The organism is Quisquiliibacterium sp. (genome assembly GCF_982640115.1).
Genome location: NZ_CEXFHW010000020.1, coordinates 1 through 20,394 on the forward strand (window position 1 = coordinate 1; position 20,394 = coordinate 20,394).

Here is a 20,394-nt window from a genome sequence, read left to right on the forward strand (position 1 = left end):
GACCGACCAGTCCCTCGGCCCAGGCGTAGCCGGCGTAGGCGTGATAGTGGCCCCGGTCCCAGCTCCAGCTCGGCCCTTCGAGCAGCCGCCAGGCGATGGTGGCCGCCAGCGCCAGCAGGCAGGCCAGCGCGGTCGCGGGCAGGCGCCGCGCAGACATCGGGTGCAGGACGCGCGCGCTCAGCGCGGCTCGTCAGGGGCCGCGGCCGCAGTGACCGGCCGGGTGCGCAGGCGGGCCCGCGGCTGGGTGATGAAGCTCAGCACGAAGGACCCGAAGATGCACTCGCTGCCGGCCAGCAGCAGCGTCACCGCCGGGATGGTCACGCGCATGGCGCGCGACGGGTCGAGGGCCGCCAGACCGGCGTCGGTCCAGACCCACACCGAGGAAAGCACGCCAGCCAGCCCGCAGGCCACGAGCGTGAGCCCGAGCAGGATGCCCCGTTCGAGGGTGTAGATCCGCATCAGCCAGGCAAAACCCGGACTGGCCGGCAGGTGGCCGGCATGCACGCCTGCCGCCTTGGTGAGCACCGCGAGCAGGCACATCTGCAGGCCGAGCACCGACGCGGTGGCGGTGTAGAGCAGGGTCTGGATGTCGAAGCCGACCGGTCCGAGGCGGATCGGGGCGATGGTGAGCAGGACCGAGAGCAAGGCCCCCAGGCCGAACAGGGCCAGGCCGGGATAGAGCAGCAGCCAGCGCGGGCTGAACATCAGCAGCAGCCGCAGGTGCCGCCAGCCGTCGCGCCAGCTGCGCAGATGGGGCGGGCGGTCGCGTCCGTCACGCGCCAGGGTGGTGGGCACCTCGGCCACCCGCAGGCCGGCCAGCGTGGCCCGCATCACCATCTCGCTGGCGAACTCCATGCCGGGCGAGGACAGACCCAGCCCCAGGACCGCCTCGCGGTCGAAGGCCCGCAGCCCGCAGTGGAAGTCGCCGATCGGGCTGCGGAACAGCAACCGTCCGATGAAGGACAGCACCGGGTTGCCCAGGTAGCGATGCAGCGGCGGCATCGCGCCCTCGGCGATCCCCCCGGCGAAGCGGTTGCCCATGACCAGCTGCGCGCCCGCGGCGAGCTGCTCGACGAAACCGTCGAGCGCGCCGAAGTCATAGCTGTCGTCGGCATCGCCCATCACCACCCAGCGACCGCGGGCGGCGAGGATGCCCCCCATCAGCGCCGCACCGTAGCCGCGCTCGCTCACGCGCACCACCCGGGCGCCGGCGGCGGTGGCCAGCGCCATGGAGGCGTCGCGCGAGCCGTTGTCGGCAATGACCACCTCGCCTGCGATGCCGGTGCGGGCGAAGAAGGCCATGGCCTTGCCCACGCAGATGGCCACGGTGCGCTCTTCGTTCAGACAGGGCATCACCACGGAAAGCAGGGGCTGGACCCGTGCAGGCTGGTGCACGGCCGCCGTGGGCGGGGACGACTGGGGGACGGCGGCAGGGCTCATGGCGAACCCGTCCGGCGGCAGGACGGCGTCGGCAAAGGACATGATGGGCGCAGACCCGGACATGGGCATGGCGGGATGCTGAGCCAGGACACGGCGCTTTCTCTGCCCCACTCAGCCGGACGGCGCGGCCACGGTGCCGGACGGCGCGGTCAGAAGTTCGAGCTGCGTCAGCCAGGCCAGGGCCTGCGCCGGCGAGTCGCCGCACATCGCGGTGGAGGGCATCAGCCCGGCACAGCAGCGCGGGCGCTCCGGGAGGCCGAAGAGCGCGCAGCGCAGATCGGCCGTGAGCTGAACGCAGCGCTGGCCGGCGGCCTTGCCGCGGGGCATGCCGGGGATCGGGCTGCTGATCGAGGGCGCGATGCAGCAGGCACCACACCCCGGGCGACAGGCCGGCGCGACGGTCGGGACGAACATGGCCGGCAGTCTAGCAAGCCGCCCTCTGTCCACGACCTCGTCCACGGCCTCGTCCACCCCGGTTTGACCCTCCCGCACCCCCACCCTAGAATGCGCGGCTTCCTCGAGCACACCTGGCCCATGCTGCGCGGGCCGTCCACTTCGCCCCGGCGGCATTGCGTCGCCGCCCGGCCATCCCGGTTGCCCACACCATGAAGACCCGTACCCTGCTCATCACGGTGCTCGCTGCGGCCCTGGCGGTAGCGGCCTGGTGGCAGTTCGGCCGGGCACCGAAGACGGTTGCGACAGGCCCCGAGGGCACGGCGACGCCGAGCGCCGCCGCAGCGGCGGCCGCAGCGCCAACGGTCGGCAACGCCGCCAACCCTGCCCCGGCCGCTGCCCTGGAGTTCGCGGCCACCGACCTGCTCACGCTCGCGCCGGGCAGCATCACCCGCAGCATCCCGATCACCGGCAGCCTGCGGGCGGTCCGTCAGGGCCTGGTGCGCGCCAAGGCGGCCGGCGAGCTGCGCGAGCTGCTGGTGCGCGAAGGCGAGTCGGTCAGCGCCGGCCAGACCATTGCCCGCGTGGACCCCACCGAGTTCGAATCGCGGGTCAAGGAGCGCGAGGCGCAGCTGCGCAGCGCCCAGGCGCAGGTGGAGCAGGCCGAGAGCACGCTCGCCCGCAACCGCCAGCTGATCGAGCGCGGTTTCATCTCCCCCAGCGCGCTCGACAACGCCCGATCGGCACTCGACGCCGCTGCCGGTGCCCGCGATGCCGCGCAGGCCCAGCTCGCCGTGGCCCGCAAGGCACTGGCCGACACCGCGGTGCTCGCCCCGATGGCCGGCGTGGTGGCCGAGCGCTTCGTGCAGCCCGGCGAGAAGGTGTCACCCGATGTCCGCATCCTCAGCCTGATCGACCTCGGCCAGCTCGAGATCGAGGCGCCGGTGCCCGCCAGCGAACTCGGCGCGGTGCGCATCGGTCAGGCAGTGTCGCTGCAGGTGGAAGGGGTGAGCGGGGAGCAGTCCGGGCGCATCCTGCGCATCGGCCCGTCCACCAGCACCGGCACGCGCTCGGTGCCGGTCTACATCGGCATCGACAACCGCGGCGAGCGACTGCGGGTGGGCCTGTTCGCCCAGGGATCGCTCGCGCTCGAGACCCGCACCGGGGTGATCACCGTCCCGCTCTCGGCCGTGCGCGAGCGCGCCGGCCGCAGCTTCGTCTACGCGGTCCAGGACGGCAGGCTGGTCGAGAAGGACGTCACGCCGGGACTGCGCGATGAATCCGCCCGCGACGCCCGCGGCGGGGCCGGCGTGGTGGAAGTGCGCAGCGGACTCGCAGCCGGCGATCGGATCGTCGCGGTCAACCTCGGCACCCTGCGGACGGGCTCGTCCGTGCGGGAACTGCCGGCGCGCTGACGCGCGCCGCGCCGCCCGGTCCACCGGCGCCCAGGTCCAGCCGCCATGTGGTTCACCCGCGTCTCGATCAACCACCCGGTGTTCGCCACCATGATGATGGTGGCCTTCGTGGTGCTGGGCCTGTTCTCGTACAAGCGGCTGCCGGTGGAGCAGTTCCCGGACGTCGCCTTCCCGGTGGTGGTGGTGCAGACCGAGTACCCCGGCGCCTCGCCCGAGGTGGTCGAGTCCGAGGTCACCCGCCGCCTGGAAGAACAGGTCAACACCATCAGCGGGGTGTACGAGCTGTCCTCGCGCTCCTACGAGGGCGTGTCGCTGGTCATCGTGCGATTCGACCTGGCCGTCGACCCGGTGGTGGCCGCCCAGGATGTGCGCGAGAAGATCGCACTGGTGCGACCGGCGCTGCGCCGTGAGGTCAAGGAGTCGCTGGTCACCCGCGTCAATCCCGACGACGACCCGGTGGTCTCGGTGGCGGTGCGCTCGCCGCAGCGCGGTCCGCGCGAACTCACCACGCTCACCGAGCAGGTGATCAAGCGGCGTCTGGAGAATGTGCGTGGCGTGGGCCGCGTGACCGTGGTGGGTGGTGTGCGCCGCGAGATCCAGATCGCGCTGCGCCCGGCCGAGATGGAGTCCCTGCGGGTGGGCATCGACCAGGTGCTGGCCGCCCTGCGCGCCGACAACCAGGAACTGCCCGCGGGCACGCTCACCAGCCGTGACCGCGATCAGGTGGTGCAGATCCGCGCCCGGCTGCGCAGCCCGGCCGACTTCGAGCGGATCGTGGTCGCGCGCCGCGGCGGCCAGCCGGTGTACCTCTCGCAGGTGGCGCGCGTGATCGACGGCGAGGAGGAGCCCGAGAACGCCGCGTTCGTCGACGGCGAGCGCGCGATCGCGATCGACATCGTCAAGGCCACCAACGAGAACACCATCGAGGTGGTCAACGGGGTGCGGCGCACCCTGCAGCAGCTCGAGGCGCAGCTGCCGCCCGATGTGCGCACCACCGTGGTCCGCGACGCATCCACGCCGATCCGCAACTCGGTGGCCGGGGTTCAGCGCAACATCGTGGAAGGCGCGCTGCTCACCGTGGCGATCGTGTTCCTGTTCCTGTCGTCGTGGCGCTCCACGGTGATCACCGGACTCACGCTGCCGATCTCGCTGATCGGCACCTTCCTGGTGATGTACGCGATGGGCTTCTCGATCAACATGGTCACCCTGCTCGCGCTGTCGATCTGCGTGGGTCTGCTGATCGACGACGCGATCGTGGTGCGCGAGAACATCGTGCGTCACCAGGCCATGGGCAAGCCGCACAAGCAGGCCGCGTTCGACGGCACGGCCGAGATCGGCCTGGCGGTGGCCGCCACCACCTTCACCATCGTGGCGGTGTTCCTGCCGATCGGCTTCATGGGCGGCATCATCGGCCGCTTCTTCAAGCAGTTCGGCGTCACGGTGGCCTTCGCCGTGCTGCTGTCGATGCTGGTGTCGTTCACCCTCGACCCCATGCTCTCGTCGGTGTGGCACGACCCCGACGCCCACGGCGCGCGCGGGCGCGGGCCGGTGGCCTGGGTGCTGCGCCGGTTCCAGGCGCTCATGGCGGGGCTGGAGCGCGGCTATGTGGGGCTGCTGCGCTGGGGCCTGCGCCGCCGCTGGCTGGCCAGCCTGATCGCGCTGCTCACCTTCCTGGCGGCCTTCCCGCTGATGGGCGGGATCGGCAAGGAGTTCGTGCCGCAGGCCGACAACAACGAGATCTACATCCGCTTCCACACGCCGGTGGGCTCGTCGCTCGCGCTCACCCAGGACAAGGTGCGTCAGGCCGAGGCGGCGCTGCGCGAGTTCGACGGCGTGCTCTTCACCTACGCCACCATCAACACCGGCGCCATCCAGGGCCGCAACTACGCCACGCTCTTCGGCAAGCTCACCGAGCGCGCCCGCCGCCCGATGTCGGTCCAGCAGATGCGCCAGCCGGTGCGCGAGCGGCTGGCGCGCATCCCCGGCCTGACCATCACCGATGTCGGCACGCTCAGCTCGGTCGGCTCGGGCAAGCCGGTGCAGGTGAGCATCCAGGGGCCCGACATGGCCGAACTCGAGCGTCTGGCCGCGCAGGCCCTGGCCGCGATGCAGACCGTGCCCGGCATCGTCGACCTCGAGTCCTCCTCCAAGCCGTCCAAGCCCACCATCTCGGTCGAGGTCAACCGCGCGCTCGCCTCTGACCTCGGGCTGGGCGTGAGCCAGGTGGCCGGGGTGCTGCGCCCGCTGCTCGCCGGCGAGTCGGCCAGCACCTGGCGGGCGCCGGATGACGAGAACTACGATGTGAAGGTCAGGCTGCCGCGCGCCGACCGCGTGGCGGTGACCGACCTGGAACGCCTCACGGTCGCCTCCGCGCAGACCGAGGCCGATGGCAGCCCGCGCATGATCGCGCTGCGTCAGGTGGCCGCGTTCGTGAGCGGCACCGGCCCCACGCAGATCAACCGCAAGGATCTCTCCCGGGAGATCCTGCTCAGCGCCAATGTGCAGGGCGCAGCCTCGGGTACGGTGGGCCAGCAGGTGGCCGAGCGCATGGCCGGCATCAGCCTGCCGCCGGGTTACCGCTTCGTCACCGGCGGCGCCACCCGCGACATGACCGAGAGCTTCGGCTTCGCCGCCCAGGCGCTGCTGCTCGCGGTGATCTTCATCTACATGATCCTGGCCTCGCAGTTCGGCAGCTTCCTGCAACCGCTCGCGATCATGGCCTCGCTGCCGCTCGCCCTGATCGGCGTGGTGGCCGCATTGCTGGCCTGGCGCAGCACGCTCAACATGTTCTCGATGATCGGCTTCATCATGCTGATGGGCCTCGTGACCAAGAATGCCATCCTCCTCGTCGACTTCGCCAACCAGGCCCGCGCCCGCGGGGTGGAGCGCGCCCAGGCGCTGCTCTCGGCGGCCGAGATCCGTCTGCGGCCCATCCTCATGACCACGCTCGCGATGGTGTTCGGGATGCTGCCCCTGGCCATGGGCACCGGCGAGGGCTCGGAGCAGCGGGCGCCCATGGGCCATGCCGTGATCGGCGGCGTGATCGCCTCCACCCTGCTCACGCTGCTGGTGGTGCCGGTGCTCTACACGCTGCTCGATGATCTCGGTGGCTGGCTCGGCCGCCGCCGCGGGCGCAACCCGCCGCCCCAGGCCGGGGCCGACGGATCGGCCTCCTGAGCCCCGGACAATCACGGCCGGCTTGCTAGAATCGTCAGCTCCCCCTCCCCGCACGGATCGCCTTCCCATGGATTTCGAACGCGCCCGCTTCAACATGATCGAACAGCAGATCCGCCCCTGGGATGTGCTCGATCAGGATGTGCTCGACCTGTTCAGCGTGCTGCGGCGCGAGGATTTCGTGCCGCCGGCCTGGCGGGCCATGGCCTTCACCGACATGGAAGTGCCGCTCGTCCTCGACGGCAAGCCCACCGGCGAGTGCCTGTTTCCGCCGCGGGTCGAGGCCCGGTTGATGCAGTCCCTGACGGTGCGACGCCATGAGCATGTCCTCGAGGTGGGCACCGGCTCGGGCTTCATGGCGGCGCTGCTCGCCCACCGCGCCCGGCGGGTGCTCACCACCGACATCCATGCCGGGCTGGCGGCCTTCGGGCAGACCAACCTGCAGCGCGCCGGCATCCGCAATGTCGCGGTCGAGACCTTCAACGGCGCGCAGCCCCCGGGCACCGATCGATTCGATGTCATCGTGCTCTCGGGCGCCGTGCCCTTCGTGCCCGAGAACCTGCTGCAGCGGCTCGCCCCCGGTGGCCGGCTCACCGCCATCGTCGGCACTGCCCCCTCCAGGACCGCGGTCATGCACACCCGCACCGCCGAGAACGCCTTCACCTGCGAGCCGCTGTTCGACACCCAGGTGCGGCCGCTGCAAGGCTTCCCGCAACCCGCGCGCTTCGCCTTCTGATGCGCGAGATCTCCGTCACGGAACTCGCCGCCTGGCTCGCGCAGCCCGATGCGCCGGTGGTGCTCGACGTGCGCGAGCCCTGGGAGGTGGCCATCGCCAGCCTGCCGGGCAGTGTGCACATCCCCATGCGCGAGATCCCGGCACGGTTCGGCGAGCTGCCGGCGGACCGGCCGGTGGTGTGCCTGTGCCACCACGGCATGCGCAGCGCCCAGGTCGGCCTGTTCCTCGAACGGCAGCAGGTGGCGGGGGTGTGCAACCTCACCGGCGGCATCGACGCCTGGTCGCGCACGATAGACCCCGCGGTTCCCACCTACTGAGGACGCCATGAGATCCCTGCTGCCCACCGTGACGGTCACCGCGCTCGCCCTGGCCTGCGCGCCAGCGGGGGCGCAGATGCTCGACATCGCCCAGGCCTACAAGGAGGCGCTGGCCAACGACACGGTGGTGGCGAGCAGCCGCGCGCAACTGGCCGCGGTCCGCGAGCGTGTGCCCCAGGCCCGCGCCGCCCTGCTGCCCACGGTCACCGGCAACGGCGCCCTCAGCCGGCAGGTGGTCGATACCAACCTCGCGCCGCGGCGTGAATTCAACACCCAGAACTACCAGATCAGCCTGAGCCAGCCCTTGTACCGGCTGCAGAACGTCGAGGCCTTCGAGCAGAGCAAGCTGCAGGTGGCCGCCGCCGAGGCGCAGGTGGCACAGACCCAGCTCGATCTGATCGTGCGGGTGAGCCAGGCCTACTTCGACGTGCTCGCAGCGCAGGACAGTGTGGCCACCATCCGCGCCCAGAAGCGTGCGATCAGCGAGCAGCTCGCCTCGGCGAAGCGCAACTTCGAGGTCGGCACCGCCACCATCACCGATCAGCAGGAGGCGCAGTCGCGCTTCGACCTCGCGGTGGCGCAGGAGTACGCCGCCCTGAACGACCTGAGCGTACGCCGCGCCGCGCTCGCGCAGCTGGTGGGCAAGCCGGTCAGCGCCCTGCAGGTCCTGCGGCCGGGTGTGGCGCTCAGCCCGCCGCAACCCGAAGACGAATCCCGCTGGACCGAGAACGCGCGGCAGAACAGCCTGCAGGTGCAGCAGTCCCGGGTGGCCGTCGAGGTGGCCCGGCGCGAGATCGAGCGGCAACGCCTTGCTCACCGGCCCACGCTCGACGCGGTCGGTTCGGTGGGCTATGCGCGCAATGCGACGGCCGCGTTCATCGGCGTGAACAGCGCCTCCGGCTCGGTCGGCCTGCAGCTGAGCATCCCCCTTTACAACGGCGGTCTGATCGATGCCCGGGTGCGCGAGGCGACGCAGCTGCGCGACAAGGCCGAAGCCGACCTCGAGAACACCCGCCGACAGGTCGAGCAGTCGGCCCGCCAGGCCTTCCTGGGTGTGCGCAGCGGTCTGGCGCAGGTGCAGGCCCTGCAGGCGGCTGAGAAGTCCAGCCAGCTCGCGCTCGACAGCAACCTGCTCGGCTATCAGGTGGGCGTGCGCATCAACATCGATGTGCTCAACGCCCAGCAGCAGGTCTTCAACACCCAGCGCGACCTCGCCAAGGCCCGCTACGATGTCCTGATGAACGGGCTGCGGCTGAAGTCGGCCGCTGCAACGCTGTCCGATGCCGACCTGCAGGCGCTGGCAGCCCTGATGCAGACGCCCACGGGCGATCCGACCGAACCGCCACCCGCGCCCGCCACCACGCCGCCCCCCGGTGCAGCCGCCACCGGCGCGGCAGGGGCTCAGGTCACGCCGGTCGCACCGCGGCCGCGCTGATCGGGTCCGCTCGGCTGCCCGACTGGCGTCGGCCTGCCGGCCGCGCCAGCCAGGCCAGGGCTGGCGCAGGCACGCGCCGGCAGCCCTCGCTCACGACGGCCTCAGCCAGATCACCAGCGCAGCCAGGGTGCGCTGTGTCGCGCCACGATGCGTCTGCCAGAAACGCTCACCGGCATCGCCCATGGCCGCGCGCGCGGCCGCATCGCCGACCAGCGCGAGTGCCCGATCCACCGCCTGGCCGGCATCGGCAACCCGGCTGGCAGCGCCCGCCATCACCGCCTCCTCGGCCGCCTGCTCGAAATTGCGGGTATGCGGACCGACCACCACCGGCACCCCGAGCGCGCAGGCCTCGATCAGGTTCTGCCCACCGAAAGGCAGCAAGGAACCGCCGATGATGGCGACATCGGCCATCGCGTGGTAGGCGGCCATCTCGCCCATCGAGTCACCGAGCAGCACATCCGCGTGCGCGTCGGGCCAGACCCCGCCCGAGCGACGCGCCAGCCGAAAGCCGGCCTGGGGGATCTCGCGCGCCACGGCCTCGAAGCGCTGCGGATGGCGCGGCACCAGCAGCAGCTGGGGGCGGGCTGAAGAGGGTTCGGCCGGCCAGGCGGCGAGTGCGCGCTGCCATGCCGCCAGCAGCAGCGCTTCCTCGCCCTCGCGAGTGCTGGCGCACAACACCCGCGGCCGCTCGCCGCAGGTCTGTCGCCAATGCCGGCCAAGCGCCGCCCGCTCGGCCGATGGCGCCACATCGAACTTGAGATTGCCGAGCACCGGCGCATCGTGCCGGCCAAGTCGCGCCAGTCGGGCGGCGTCCGCCGGGGTCTGGGCCAGCACCGCGGCCAGGCTGGCCAGGGCCGGGCCGAGGAGCCGCCGCCAGCGCAGGCCACGGGCGAGCGAGCGCTCCGACAGCCGGGCATTGACCAGTACCAGCGGCAGGCCGCGCGCCGCGGCCTGCGCGCACAGGCCTGGCCACAGCTCGGTTTCCATGAGCAGCCCGAGTGACGGCCGCCAGCGGGCGAGGAAACGGGCGGTGGCACCAGGGGTGTCGTACGGCAGGTAGCACTGCTGCAGACGGCCGGCCCAGCGCCGCGCGAAGAGCTCCTCGCCGGTGGCCCGGCCGGTGGGGGTCATGTGGGTGAGGAGGATGTGCCGGGCGGGATCGGCGCCGAGCAGGGCATCGATCAGGGGCTGGGCGGCGCGGGTCTCGCCCACCGACACGGCGTGGATCCAGATCAGCGCGGGGTTGGCATCCACCGGGGCAGGATTCACCGGCCCGAGCGCCCAGCGCTCCGCCCAGTGCTGTCGGTACTCGGGCTGGGCGCGCGATCGCCAGAGCAGGTAGGCGGCGGCCAAGGGCGAGCCCAGGCGCCAGGCAAGGCCGTATAAGCCGAGGCTCATCCGCTCTGACCAGGAAAGAGAGCGTGCGCTCACCTCAGAGCCTCCAGCCCGGCCAGCGCCGCCAGCACCTGCGCCGCCGATGGCCAGACCCCGTCCTGCCCGAGCGAGACGGCCCGCCCGGTCCAGAAGGGTCCGAAACGCCAGGCCGGTGTGGCCGCGAAGAGCGCCGCGGTGGGCGTGTCGAGCGCAGCCGACAGATGGGTGAGCCCGGTGTCCACGCCGACCGCCAGCCGGGCATCTGCCAGCAGCGCGGCACACTGCGCCAGGCTCAGCCGCGGCGCGACCCGGGCGTGCCCGCCGATCGCAGCAGCCAGCACCGCCGCCCGCGCACGCTCGGGTTCGCTGCCCCAGGGCAGCACCACACGCAGGCCCTGCTCGCCCAGGGACCGTCCGAGCGTCTCCCAGTGCGGGTCAGGCCACTGCTTGGCCGACCGCGAGGTGGCGTGCAGGAACACCGCGAACGGCGCCGGCGGCAGGCCGGGAATGGGCAGCGCCGGCGCGCGCAGCCCGAAGCGCGGCAGGCCGGTCACGGGATGACCCAGTGCCTGGCCGGCCAGTTGGCGCAGCCGCTCGATGGCATGCAGACGCAGCGGCACCCGGTACCGGTGCCGATAGGCCAGGCAGGCGAGCGGCTCGCGTGCGCTGGACCGATCGAAGCCCGCCACCGGCGCGCCCGCGAGGCGGCTGAGCCAGGCGCTCTTGACCAGGCCCTGCAGGTCGAGCACCAGCCGGTAGTTGCGCCCGCGCAGGCGTTCGCGCACGGCCGCCACCTCGGCGCGCACCGCCGGCGCCAAGGGCGTCCGGCGCCAGCGGCGCACCGCCACCGGCACCACCTCGGCCACCGCCGGATGCAGGCGGGGCAGATCGGCGAAGGCCTCCTCGACCACCCAGTCGATCTCGATGCCGGGGTGGGCGGCGACCAGGTCGGTCACCACCGGCAGGGCGTGGACGACATCGCCCATCGAGCTGGATTTGACGATCGCGATGCGCACGCCGCGCAGTGTAGCGGCCCGCGTCGATTGGCTATGCTTGCGGCCACCATGCCTTCGCCCCCCGCCGCGCCAGCCGCGCACCGCCCCGCCATCACACCCGCCCCTGCCGCGCCTCGAGAGCCTGCGCCGCAGGCCATGCCGGTGGTGATCGGCGATCTGCAGGGCTGCCTGCCCAGCCTGCGCCGGCTCCTCGACCGGGTCGAGCGCGAAGCCCCCGACGCGCCGCTCTGGTTCTGCGGCGATCTGGTCAACCGTGGCCCGGCGTCGTTGGAGACCCTGCGCTTCGTGCGCTCGCTCGGCGAGCGGGCCATCACCGTGCTCGGCAACCACGACCTGCACCTGCTCGCGGTGGCCTGGGGCATCCGGCCCGCGCACCGCAGCGATACCCTGGACGAGATCCTTGCCGCCCCCGACCGCGAGGCGCTGCTGCACTGGCTGCGCACCCAGCCGCTCGCGCACTGGGCGCATGGCCACCTGCTGGTCCACGCCGGCGTGCTGCCGGCCTGGGACGCGGCCCGGACCGTGGCGCTCGCCGCCGAAGTGCAGGCCCATCTGGGCGGGCCCGATCCCGGCGCCTTCCTGGCCACCATGTACGGCAACCAGCCCGCCGCCTGGGACGACACGCTGCAGGGCCCCGACCGGTTGCGGGTGGTGGTGAACGCCCTCACCCGCCTTCGCTTCTGCACACCCGCCGGCGACATGGAATTCGCCACCAAGGATGCCGCCGACGCGGCCCCGCCCGGCCATCTGCCCTGGTTCCGGGCACCCGGGCGGCGCACCGCCGATGTCACCGTGGTGTTCGGCCACTGGTCGCAGCTCGGGCTGATGCAGCTGCCCGGCCTGCTCGCCCTGGACACCGGCTGCGTGTGGGGCCGGGCGCTGTCGGCGGTGCAGCTCGCCGCCGACCCCGCGCAGCGGCGGATCTGGCAGGTGGCCTGCTGACTGCCGCGGAGCAGCCGGGTGGCCTGCCGACTCGGGCAGCTGACCCGCCGGATCAGGCCGCCGGACTCAGCACATGGATCACCCGGCTCAGGATGTGCTCGCGGGTGCGGGCGGCATAAGCGGCCATGTGCGGCGCGGCGGCATGGGCGCGCAGCGCATCCATGCTGGCCCACTTCTCGATCACCACGAAGGTGTCGGGCCCGAGGGCGGTGTGGTGGGCCGACAGGCCCTGCGCGTCGATGGCCGGGGCGTACTCGATGCAGCCGTCCTCGGCATGCACCGCCGGCATGTTGGCGCGAAAGGCCTCGAGCACGGTGTCGCGCAGGCCGGGTTGGGTGGTGATGATGGCGAGGACATTGACCATGGGGCTCTCCCGTTGGCGATGCATCAGTGGACCGCGCGCTGCTGGCCGTCCCAGTAGCGCGCGCGAATGGCCTTCTTGTCGAGCTTGCCCAGCCCGGTGACCGGCAGGGCATCGACGAACTCGATGCTCTTGGGCGCCTGCACCGCGCCCTTGGCCTCGCGAACCCGCGCGATCAGCGCCTCGGCGCTGACCTGGGCGCCGGGCTTGAGCACCACCAGCGCCTTGACCGCCTCGCCCCACTTCGGGTCGGGCACGCCGATGACCGCGGCGCTGGCCACCGCAGGATCGGCGGTGAGCGCGTCCTCGACCTCGCGGGGGTACACATTGAAGCCGCCGCTGATGATCATGTCCTTGCTGCGGTCGACGATGTAGATGAAGCCGTCGGCGTCGCGTCGGGCGAGATCGCCGGTGTAGAGCCAGCCGTGGCGCAGCGCCCGCGCGCTCTCCTCGGGCTTGTTCCAGTAGCCCTGCATCACCAGCGGGCCGCGCACGCAGATCTCGCCAACCTCGCCCACCGGCACTTCGCGCCCCTCGTCGTCGAGCAGCTTCACCTGGCTGTTGGCGATCGGCCGCCCGCATGAGGCCAGGCGGTGCGGGAAACGCTCGGGGTCGTGGTCCTGCTGACGCAGCACGGTGACGGTGTTGGGCGCCTCCGACTGCGCATAGAGCTGCATGAACACCGGGCCGAAGACGGTCATGGCCTCGGTGAGGCGCGCCGGCGACATGGGCGAGGCGCCGTAGATGATCAGCTCCAGGCTGCGGATGTCGGCCTCGCGCAGACCGGGGTGGTCGAGCAGCACATAGACCATGGTGGGCACGAGGAAGGTGCAGGTGATGCGGTGGCGCGCGACCAGGTCGAGGAAGCGCTGCGCCTCGAAGCCCTTGCTCATCACGAAGGTGCCCGAGCGCATCATCACCGCCAGGATCATCGCGCCCGCAGCATGGGTGATCGGCGTCATGGCCAGCATGCGCACCTCGCGCGGCCAGTCCCACTCGGCGAGCTCGGCCATGACCATGGCCACCTGCACCCGGTGGGTGTGGATCACGCCCTTGGGCCGGCCGGTGGTGCCACCGGTGTAGATCAGCACGCAGATGTCGTCGGTGCCGGCCTGCGGCTCGAGCGGCGCGGCCGGGCCGGCCTGCGCGGCGGCGAGGATGTCCTCGCCGAAGTCGTTGGGACCCAGGCCGAAGATGCGCTGCAGGCCGGGCAGCCGGGCCCGCAGCCGGTGAGCGCGCTCGCCGAACATCGGCGGGTCGACCAGCAGCGTGGTCACGCCCGAGTCTTCCAGCAGATAGGCATGATCGTCCTCGGAGCCGAGCGGGTGCATCCAGGTGATCCGCAGGCCCATCACATAAGCGGCGGCCGAGGCCATGAAGGCCTCCGGCCGGTTCGACGAGAGCGCGGCGATGGCATCGCCCTTGCGCACGCCGCGCTCGGCCAGGGCGCGGATGAAGCGGCCGAGCAGCACGCCGAACTCGCGGTAGGTGATCGACTGGTCATCGAGGATGAAGGCCACCCGGTCGCCGCCGCGCTGGATGGCGCGCACGACCAGGTCGCCCATGCTGCAGGCGTCGTGGAGCTGGGGATGGACGGGATTCATGGCGGTGCGGGATGGCAGCGAAGAGGCGGCGGAGTCGGTGAGGCGGAGTCGAGGCGGCGAACTGAATGCGGCAGCGGCATGCGCGCGGCGGACGCCGATCAGAACGGCAGGTCGGCGTCGGGCCGCTCGGCCAGGATGGCGGCGCGGAACTGGCTCTGGATGCGGGCGAGCGCGGCGGCGTCATCGGCCTCGAAGCGCATCACCACCACCGGCGTGGTGTTGGAGGGGCGCGCAAGACCGAAGCCGTCGGGATACTCCACGCGGATGCCGTCGATGTCGATCACGCCGGTGGCGCCCTCGAAACGCGCATGGCGCTTGAGCGCATCGACCAGCGTGAAGTGCTCGCCCTCGGCGCAGCGCAGCTGCAGCTCGGGGGTGGTCGGGGAATCGGGCAGCGCCTGCAGCACCGCGCCCGGATCGGCATGGCGCGAGAGGATCTCGAGCATGCGGGCACCGGCATACAGGCCGTCATCGAAACCGTACCAGCGGTCCTTGTAGAAGATGTGACCGCTCATCTCGCCGGCGAGCGGCGCGCCGGTCTCCTTCAGGCGGGCTTTCACCAGCGAATGCCCGGTGCGCCACATCATCGGCTCGCCGCCATGGGCGCGGATGAAGGTGGCCAGGTTCCGGGTGCACTTCACGTCGTAGATGATGGTGGCGCCGGGCTTGCGCTCGAGCACCTCCTGGGCCAGCAGCATCAGCTGCCGGTCGGGGAAGATGATGTCGCCGCGCCGGGTGACCACGCCGAGGCGGTCGCCGTCGCCATCGAAGGCCAGGCCGATCTCGCAGTCGGTCTCGCGCAGGCAGCGGATCAGATCCTGCAGGTTCTCGGGATGGGCGGGATCGGGATGGTGGTTGGGGAAGGTGCCGTCCACCTCGCAGAAGAGCTCGACCACCTCGCAGCCCAGGGCGCGAAACAGCGCCGGCGCCACCGCACCGGCCACGCCGTTGCCGCAGTCGATCGCGATCTTCATGGGGCGGGCGAGCTTCACATCACCGGCAATGCGCGCCACATAGCGCTCGAGCAGCGAGGCCTGGCGCAGCGTGCCGCGCTGCGCTGCGGGCACCGGGGCGTGCCGGCCGGCGGCGATCTCCTGACCCAGGCTGGTGATGGCCGCGCCGTGGATGGCGTCGCCGGCCACGACCATCTTCAGGCCGTTGTAGTCGGGCGGGTTGTGGCTGCCGGTGACCGCCACGCCCGAACCTGCACCGAGCTCGAAGGTGCCGTAGTAGACCACCGGCGTGGTGACCATGCCGACATCGATCACATGCACGCCGGCATCGCGCAGACCCTCGGCGAGCGCCGCCGACAGCGCCGGGCCCGAGAGCCGGCCGTCGCGGCCGATGACCGCCTCGGTGCCGCCGGCAGCCCGGATGCGCGCACCCAGCGCGAGGCCGATCGCGCCGACCACCTGCGGATCGAGGTTGCGGCCGACGACGCCGCGGATGTCGTAGGCCTTGAAGATGCTGGGGTCGAGATTGTTCATGGCGGTGCTCGGCGGATTGAATGGCTGGGATGGGACGGCGGCAACCGGCAGCGCCGGACTCAGGCGGCCCGGCGCAGCTGGCGCAGGTTCTCGGGCAGGCTGTCGTCCAGGGGCAGCTGCAGCTGTGCGGCGAGCGCGGCGCGGGCCTGCTCGACGATGTCGTGGCGGGTGGCGGCCGCGGCACTGAGCGCGGGCAGCAGGTGCAACTCGCAGCGGATGCCCGGCTCGGCGAGCACCCGCATCAGCGACTGCACGAAGCTGGTGTCGCCGATGAACTCGATGGCCTGCGAATGGCCGCCGCGATGATCGGTGTAGCGCACACCCACCGGCACCACCGGCGCGCGGGCCCGCACTGCGGCCTCGACCAGGTTGGCATGGAAGGGCAGCAGCCGGCGGCCATCGCTGGTGGTGCCCTCGGGAAACACCGCGACCCGCGCGCCGGCCGTGAGCGCGTGCACCAGCCGCTCGATCATGCGGTGCACCGCATGCCGACGGCCGCGCTCGATGAACAGGTTGCCGGTGCGGGCCACCAGCAGGCCCACCAGCGGCCAGCGCGCGATCTCGGCCTTGGCCACGAAGGACACCGCGCAGCGGCTGTCGATGACGAAGATGTCCATCCAGGACACATGATTGGCCACCACGAAACTGCCCGGGGCGAGCGCGCTCAGCGGCTGGGCGCCGGGCTGGGTGCGCACGCTCACCGTTACCCCGCAGGCGGCCACCAGCAGGCCCGACCAGCGGCGGATCGCCCAGCGGCGGAAGCGCTCGGTGCCCAGCGGAAAGAGCAGCAGCACCGTGGCCAGCCCGCCGAACAGCAGCGCGATCAGCAGCGGCAGACGCAGGGCCACGCGCAGCCGGCTCAAGCCGGCCTCGAGTACACGATGCGGCCACCCACCAGGGTCATGCGGGCACGGCCGGCGAGCTCACGCCCGAGATAGGGCGAATGACGGCCCTGGCTGCGCAGCTGGCCGGGCTCGACCAGCCAGTGCTCGCCCGGGTCGAACAGGCACAGGTCGGCCGGCGCGCCCGGCGCGAGATGGCCGCCGTCGATGCGCAGGATGCCGGCTGCGGCGCTGGTGATGCGCGCCAGGGCCGCGGGCAGGCTCACGCCGGCCTCGGCCGCCCACTTCAGGGTGAGCGGCAGCAGCAGCTCCAGCCCGGTGACCCCGGGCTCGGCCTCGCCGAAGGGCAGCAGCTTGGCGTCATCGTCGACCGGGGTGTGGTCGGAGCAGATCGCGTCGATGACCCCCTGGGCGAGGCCGGCGCGGATCGCATCGCGGTCGCGCTGCGCCCGGAACGGCGGATCGACCCGGTAGTGGCTGTCGAAGTAGCCGATGTCGACATCGACCAGATGGAGGTGGTGCACGGCCACATCGCAGGTGACCGGCAGGCCCTCGTGCTTGGCGCGACGCACCAGTTCGACCCCGGCCGCCGAAGACAGCCGGCACAGGTGCACACGGCAGCCGGTGGCGCGCATGAGTTCGAAGATCAGGTGCAGGGCCACGGTCTCGGCGGCCACCGGCACGCCGGGCAGACCCAGCCGCCCGGCCACCGGTCCGCTGGCCGCCACCCCACCGCGGGCCAGCCAGTGATCCTGCGGCTGCAGCCAGACCGTGAAGCCGAAGGTGCAGGCGTACTGCATGGCCCGCATCAGCGACGCACTGTCGGCAAAGAGCTGCCCCGGCTGGGCGAAGCCCACGCAGCCGGCCTCGGCGAGCTCGGCCATCTCGGTGATCACCTCGCCCTTGAGGCCGACGGTGAGCGCACCCAGCGGGTACAGGCTGGCGCTCTCGAGCTGGCGGGCGCGGTGCTTGAGCATTTCGACCAGACCGGGCTCGTCGAGCGGCGGATCGGTGTCGGGCGGGCACGACAGGCTGGTGACGCCACCGGCGAGCGCCGCCTGCATCTCGGACTCGAGCGTGGCCCGGTACTCGAAGCCCGGCTCGCGCAGCCGCGCGGCGAGATCGATCAGGCCGGGGGCGACCACCAGGCCGCGGGCATCGAGGGTCTGCTGCGCCACGAAGCCGGCGGGCGCGGGGCCGATGGCGGCGATGCGGCCGTCGGCAACATGCACCGCGGCGATCTGGTCGAGCTGGCGGGCCGGATCGATGACACGGCCGTTGAGGATGGTCAGTCTCATGGCGTCACTGGGTGGCCAGCAGGCTCATCACGGCCATGCGCACCGCGATGCCGAAGGTGACCTGGTCGAGGATCACCGACTGCGGGCCGTCGGCCACCGAGGACTCGATCTCGATGCCGCGGTTCATGGGGCCGGGGTGCATCACGATGGCGTCGGGACGGGCCAGCGCGAGCTTCTCCTGGGTGAGGCCGTAGTGCTTGAAGTACTCCTGCGCCGAGGGCAGCAGCGCGCCGCGCATGCGTTCGCTCTGCAGGCGCAGCATCATGATCACATCGACATCCTTGAGGCCCTCGCGCATGTCGGTGAACACCCGCACGCCCATCTGCTCGAGCCCGGCCGGCAGCAGGGTGTAGGGGCCGATGGCACGCACCTCGGGCACACCCAGGGTGGTGAGGGCATGGATGTCGGAGCGCGCCACCCGCGAGTGCAGGATGTCGCCGACCACCGCCACCCGCAGCTGGGTGAAGTCCTTCTTGAAGTGGCGGATGGTGTACATGTCGAGCAGGCCCTGCGTGGGATGGGCATGGCGCCCGTCGCCGGCGTTGATGACATGGACATGAGGCCCGCGCAGGCGGTCGAGGTGCTGCGCGATCAGGAAGGGCGCGCCGCTGGTGGCATGCCGCACCACGAACATGTCGGCGTGCATGGCCGAGAGGTTGTCGATGGTGTCGAGCAGCGACTCGCCCTTGGAGGCCGACGAGGTGTTGATGTTCAGGTTGAGCACATCGGCCGACAGCCGCTTGGCCGCGATCTCGAAGGTGGTGCGGGTGCGGGTGGAGTTCTCGAAGAAGAGGTTGAACACCGACTTGCCCCGCAGCAGCGGCACCTTCTTCACCTCACGGTCGGCCACGCCGACAAAGCCCTCGGCGGTGTCCAGGATGTGGGTGACCACCGAGCGCGGCAGCCCCTCGATGGTGAGCAGGTGCTTGAGCTCGCCGTGCTCGTTCAGTTGCGGGTGTCTCATCGGGGCGCCTGCTCGGTGCGCAGCATGAAGCTGCCCTCGGGGTCGCGGGTGAGGACATAGTCGAGGCCCGGCGGCAGCGGGGCCACCACCCCGCAGTAGCCGGCCTGCACCGGCAATTCGCGGCCACCGCGGTCGATGAGCACCGCGAGTTCCACCCGCGCCGGGCGGCCGTAGTCGAAGAGCTCGTTGAGCGCGGCGCGCACGGTGCGCCCGGTGAACAGGATGTCGTCGACCAGGATGAGGTGCGCGCCATCGATGGGCAGCGGCAGCTCGGTGGCCGGCTTGCCGGCGGGCAGACCGCGGCCCACGCGCCGGCCGTAGTCGTCGCGGTGGAAGGCCGAGGACAGCAGGCCAAGCGGCGTGCCCGGCGCGAGCTCGGCGTGCAGGCGCTGCGCGATCCAGGCGCCGCCGCTGTGGATGCCGACCAGCCGCGGCGGCGAGGCCGCGGCGCGCAGCGTCTGGCGCAGGGATTCGCGCAAGGCCAGATAGGCGGCTTCGGCGTCGGGGGCGGCAGGCAGATCGCTCATGGCAGGCGGGCGCGGGGTGGGTCAGCGGGCAGGCGAAGCGCCTTCGGCGAGGTATTGTCGCAGGATTATCGCTGCGGCCTGGGCATCGGGCGCATCGCGGTCGGCGCCTTCGGCGAGCGCCTCGGTGGAGCTCCAGCGCTCGTCGGTGAGATGCACCGGCAGTCCGAAGCGGCCGGCGAGCTGCCGCGCGAAACGCTCGCAGCGGGCGGTCATGGCGTGGGGCGTGCCATCGGGATGCAGCGGGCGACCGACCACCAGCGCTGACGGCTCCCAGTGCGCGAGCAGCTGGCCGATGGCCTCGAAGCGCGTGACCACCGGCACCGAGGCGATCACCGTGAGCGGCTCGGCCGAACCGGTGAGGGTGTTGCCCACCGCCACCCCGATGCGTCGCTCCCCGAAGTCGAATGCCAGCAGCGAGCGGACCGGGTTCACCGGATCAGGCGTGCCCGGCGGACATCGACAGGAAGGCGGGATCGATGCCCAGCAGGGCGAAGGCGCGCGCCAGGCGCTGCTCGACCGGCGTGCGGAAGATCAGCTCGGCATCGGCCGGCAGGCTGAGCCAGGCATTGCGGGCCATCTCGTCCTCGAGCTGGCCCGCGCTCCAGCCGGCGTAGCCCAGGGCCACCAGCAGCTCGCCCGGACCCTCGCCCCGCGACACCGCCTCGAGGATGTCGCGCGAGGAGGTGAGGCCCACGCCGTCGGCCACCGCCACGGTGGCGTTCCAGTGGCCCAGGGGCTGATGCAGCACGAAACCGCGGTCGGTCTGGACCGGACCGCCGAGGAACACCGGGCTGGCGCCGAGCGGCTCGGGAGCGAGCGGCAACTGGATGCGCTCGAACAGGGTGCCCAGGGTGATCTCGGTGGTGCGGTTGATGACCAGGCCGAGCGCGCCGCGCGCGTTGTGCTCGGCGACATAGACGACCGCGCCGGCGAAGTTCGGGTCGGCCATGCCGGGCATGGCCAGCAGGAACTGATGGGTGAAGTCGGGCGACAGCGGGGAGGGCATGGTGGGCAGAGCCGGCGCGCGCCGCCTGCGGACGACCCCTGGCGGCACTGCGGTGAAATTGTA

Annotated in this window: 19 protein-coding genes; 6 read left to right on the forward strand and 13 right to left on the reverse strand. The window is 71.9% G+C overall.

Features of this window, described 5'->3' with window-relative positions:
• Positions 1–177: 177 nt before the first annotated feature.
• Both AC2H6A_RS04115 and AC2H6A_RS04120 read right to left on the reverse strand, forming a co-directional pair.
• Positions 178–1,440 carry a glycosyltransferase family 2 protein gene (locus tag AC2H6A_RS04115; RefSeq protein WP_484271867.1) on the reverse strand — a complete coding sequence of 421 codons (1,263 nt, stop codon included), beginning with the start codon at positions 1,438–1,440 and terminating at the stop codon, positions 178–180.
• Positions 1,441–1,551: 111 nt separating this feature from the next.
• Entirely contained in the window at positions 1,552–1,854 is a 303-nt protein-coding gene (locus tag AC2H6A_RS04120; protein WP_484271868.1) for a YkgJ family cysteine cluster protein, read from the reverse strand.
• Positions 1,855–2,045: 191 nt separating this feature from the next.
• On the opposite strand from AC2H6A_RS04120, the gene AC2H6A_RS04125 reads away from it, so the two are divergent.
• From AC2H6A_RS04125 to AC2H6A_RS04145, 5 genes are all read left to right on the forward strand, one after another.
• On the forward strand, positions 2,046–3,248 hold the full coding sequence (locus AC2H6A_RS04125) for an efflux RND transporter periplasmic adaptor subunit (protein ID WP_484271869.1): 1,203 nt from the start codon (positions 2,046–2,048) through the stop codon (positions 3,246–3,248).
• A gap of 45 nt (positions 3,249–3,293) precedes the next feature.
• Positions 3,294–6,425 carry an efflux RND transporter permease subunit gene (locus tag AC2H6A_RS04130; RefSeq protein ID WP_484271870.1) on the forward strand — a complete coding sequence of 1,044 codons (3,132 nt, stop codon included), beginning with the start codon at positions 3,294–3,296 and terminating at the stop codon, positions 6,423–6,425.
• A gap of 67 nt (positions 6,426–6,492) precedes the next feature.
• Positions 6,493–7,158 carry a protein-L-isoaspartate O-methyltransferase family protein gene (locus AC2H6A_RS04135; RefSeq protein WP_484271871.1) on the forward strand — a complete coding sequence of 222 codons (666 nt, stop codon included), beginning with the start codon at positions 6,493–6,495 and terminating at the stop codon, positions 7,156–7,158.
• Positions 7,158–7,475 carry a rhodanese-like domain-containing protein gene (locus tag AC2H6A_RS04140; protein ID WP_484271872.1) on the forward strand — a complete coding sequence of 106 codons (318 nt, stop codon included), beginning with the start codon at positions 7,158–7,160 and terminating at the stop codon, positions 7,473–7,475. Before AC2H6A_RS04135 ends, AC2H6A_RS04140 begins: the two co-directional genes overlap by 1 nt.
• Positions 7,476–7,482: 7 nt before the next feature.
• The gene (locus AC2H6A_RS04145; protein WP_484271873.1) at positions 7,483–8,910 is read left to right on the forward strand and encodes a TolC family outer membrane protein; all 1,428 of its coding nucleotides are present in this window, start codon (positions 7,483–7,485) and stop codon (positions 8,908–8,910) included.
• 90 nt (positions 8,911–9,000) lie between these two features.
• On the opposite strand, the gene waaA is transcribed toward AC2H6A_RS04145, so the two are convergent.
• Both waaA and waaC read right to left on the reverse strand, forming a co-directional pair.
• Entirely contained in the window at positions 9,001–10,308 is a 1,308-nt protein-coding gene (gene waaA, locus AC2H6A_RS04150) for a lipid IV(A) 3-deoxy-D-manno-octulosonic acid transferase (RefSeq protein WP_484271874.1), read from the reverse strand.
• A 29-nt stretch (positions 10,309–10,337) separates the two neighbouring features.
• Complete coding sequence (gene waaC, locus AC2H6A_RS04155; RefSeq protein ID WP_484271875.1) at positions 10,338–11,300, reverse strand: lipopolysaccharide heptosyltransferase I; 963 nt, start codon at positions 11,298–11,300, stop codon at positions 10,338–10,340.
• A 135-nt stretch (positions 11,301–11,435) separates the two neighbouring features.
• On the opposite strand from waaC, the gene AC2H6A_RS04160 reads away from it, so the two are divergent.
• Positions 11,436–12,242, forward strand: a complete 807-nt coding sequence (locus tag AC2H6A_RS04160) for a symmetrical bis(5'-nucleosyl)-tetraphosphatase (protein WP_484271893.1) — start codon at positions 11,436–11,438, stop codon at positions 12,240–12,242.
• A 52-nt stretch (positions 12,243–12,294) separates the two neighbouring features.
• On the opposite strand, the gene AC2H6A_RS04165 is transcribed toward AC2H6A_RS04160, so the two are convergent.
• The 9 genes from AC2H6A_RS04165 to AC2H6A_RS04205 form a co-directional block, all read right to left on the reverse strand.
• A complete protein-coding gene (locus tag AC2H6A_RS04165; protein WP_484271876.1) occupies positions 12,295–12,606 on the reverse strand; it encodes a putative quinol monooxygenase in 312 nt (103 codons plus the stop codon).
• A gap of 23 nt (positions 12,607–12,629) precedes the next feature.
• Complete coding sequence (locus tag AC2H6A_RS04170; protein WP_484271877.1) at positions 12,630–14,207, reverse strand: AMP-binding protein; 1,578 nt, start codon at positions 14,205–14,207, stop codon at positions 12,630–12,632.
• Between the two features lie 98 nt (positions 14,208–14,305).
• Entirely contained in the window at positions 14,306–15,694 is a 1,389-nt protein-coding gene (locus AC2H6A_RS04175; protein ID WP_484271878.1) for a phosphomannomutase/phosphoglucomutase, read from the reverse strand.
• Positions 15,695–15,753: 59 nt separating this feature from the next.
• Positions 15,754–16,557, reverse strand: coding sequence for a lysophospholipid acyltransferase family protein (locus AC2H6A_RS04180; RefSeq protein ID WP_484271879.1), 804 nt, complete (start codon positions 16,555–16,557; stop codon positions 15,754–15,756).
• Entirely contained in the window at positions 16,554–17,834 is a 1,281-nt protein-coding gene (locus AC2H6A_RS04185; RefSeq protein ID WP_484271880.1) for a dihydroorotase, read from the reverse strand. Before AC2H6A_RS04185 ends, AC2H6A_RS04180 begins: the two co-directional genes overlap by 4 nt.
• 4 nt (positions 17,835–17,838) lie before the next feature.
• Positions 17,839–18,798 carry an aspartate carbamoyltransferase catalytic subunit gene (locus AC2H6A_RS04190; protein ID WP_484271881.1) on the reverse strand — a complete coding sequence of 320 codons (960 nt, stop codon included), beginning with the start codon at positions 18,796–18,798 and terminating at the stop codon, positions 17,839–17,841.
• Positions 18,795–19,325 (reverse strand): bifunctional pyr operon transcriptional regulator/uracil phosphoribosyltransferase PyrR, encoded by a 531-nt coding sequence (gene pyrR, locus AC2H6A_RS04195; protein ID WP_484271882.1) that lies wholly within the window; start codon positions 19,323–19,325, stop codon positions 18,795–18,797. The genes AC2H6A_RS04190 and pyrR overlap by 4 nt, the downstream gene beginning before the upstream one ends.
• Before the next feature lie 21 nt (positions 19,326–19,346).
• Positions 19,347–19,757, reverse strand: coding sequence for a Holliday junction resolvase RuvX (ruvX, locus tag AC2H6A_RS04200; protein ID WP_484271883.1), 411 nt, complete (start codon positions 19,755–19,757; stop codon positions 19,347–19,349).
• A 4-nt stretch (positions 19,758–19,761) separates the two neighbouring features.
• Entirely contained in the window at positions 19,762–20,331 is a 570-nt protein-coding gene (locus AC2H6A_RS04205) for a YqgE/AlgH family protein (protein WP_484271884.1), read from the reverse strand.
• Positions 20,332–20,394: the final 63 nt, after the last annotated feature.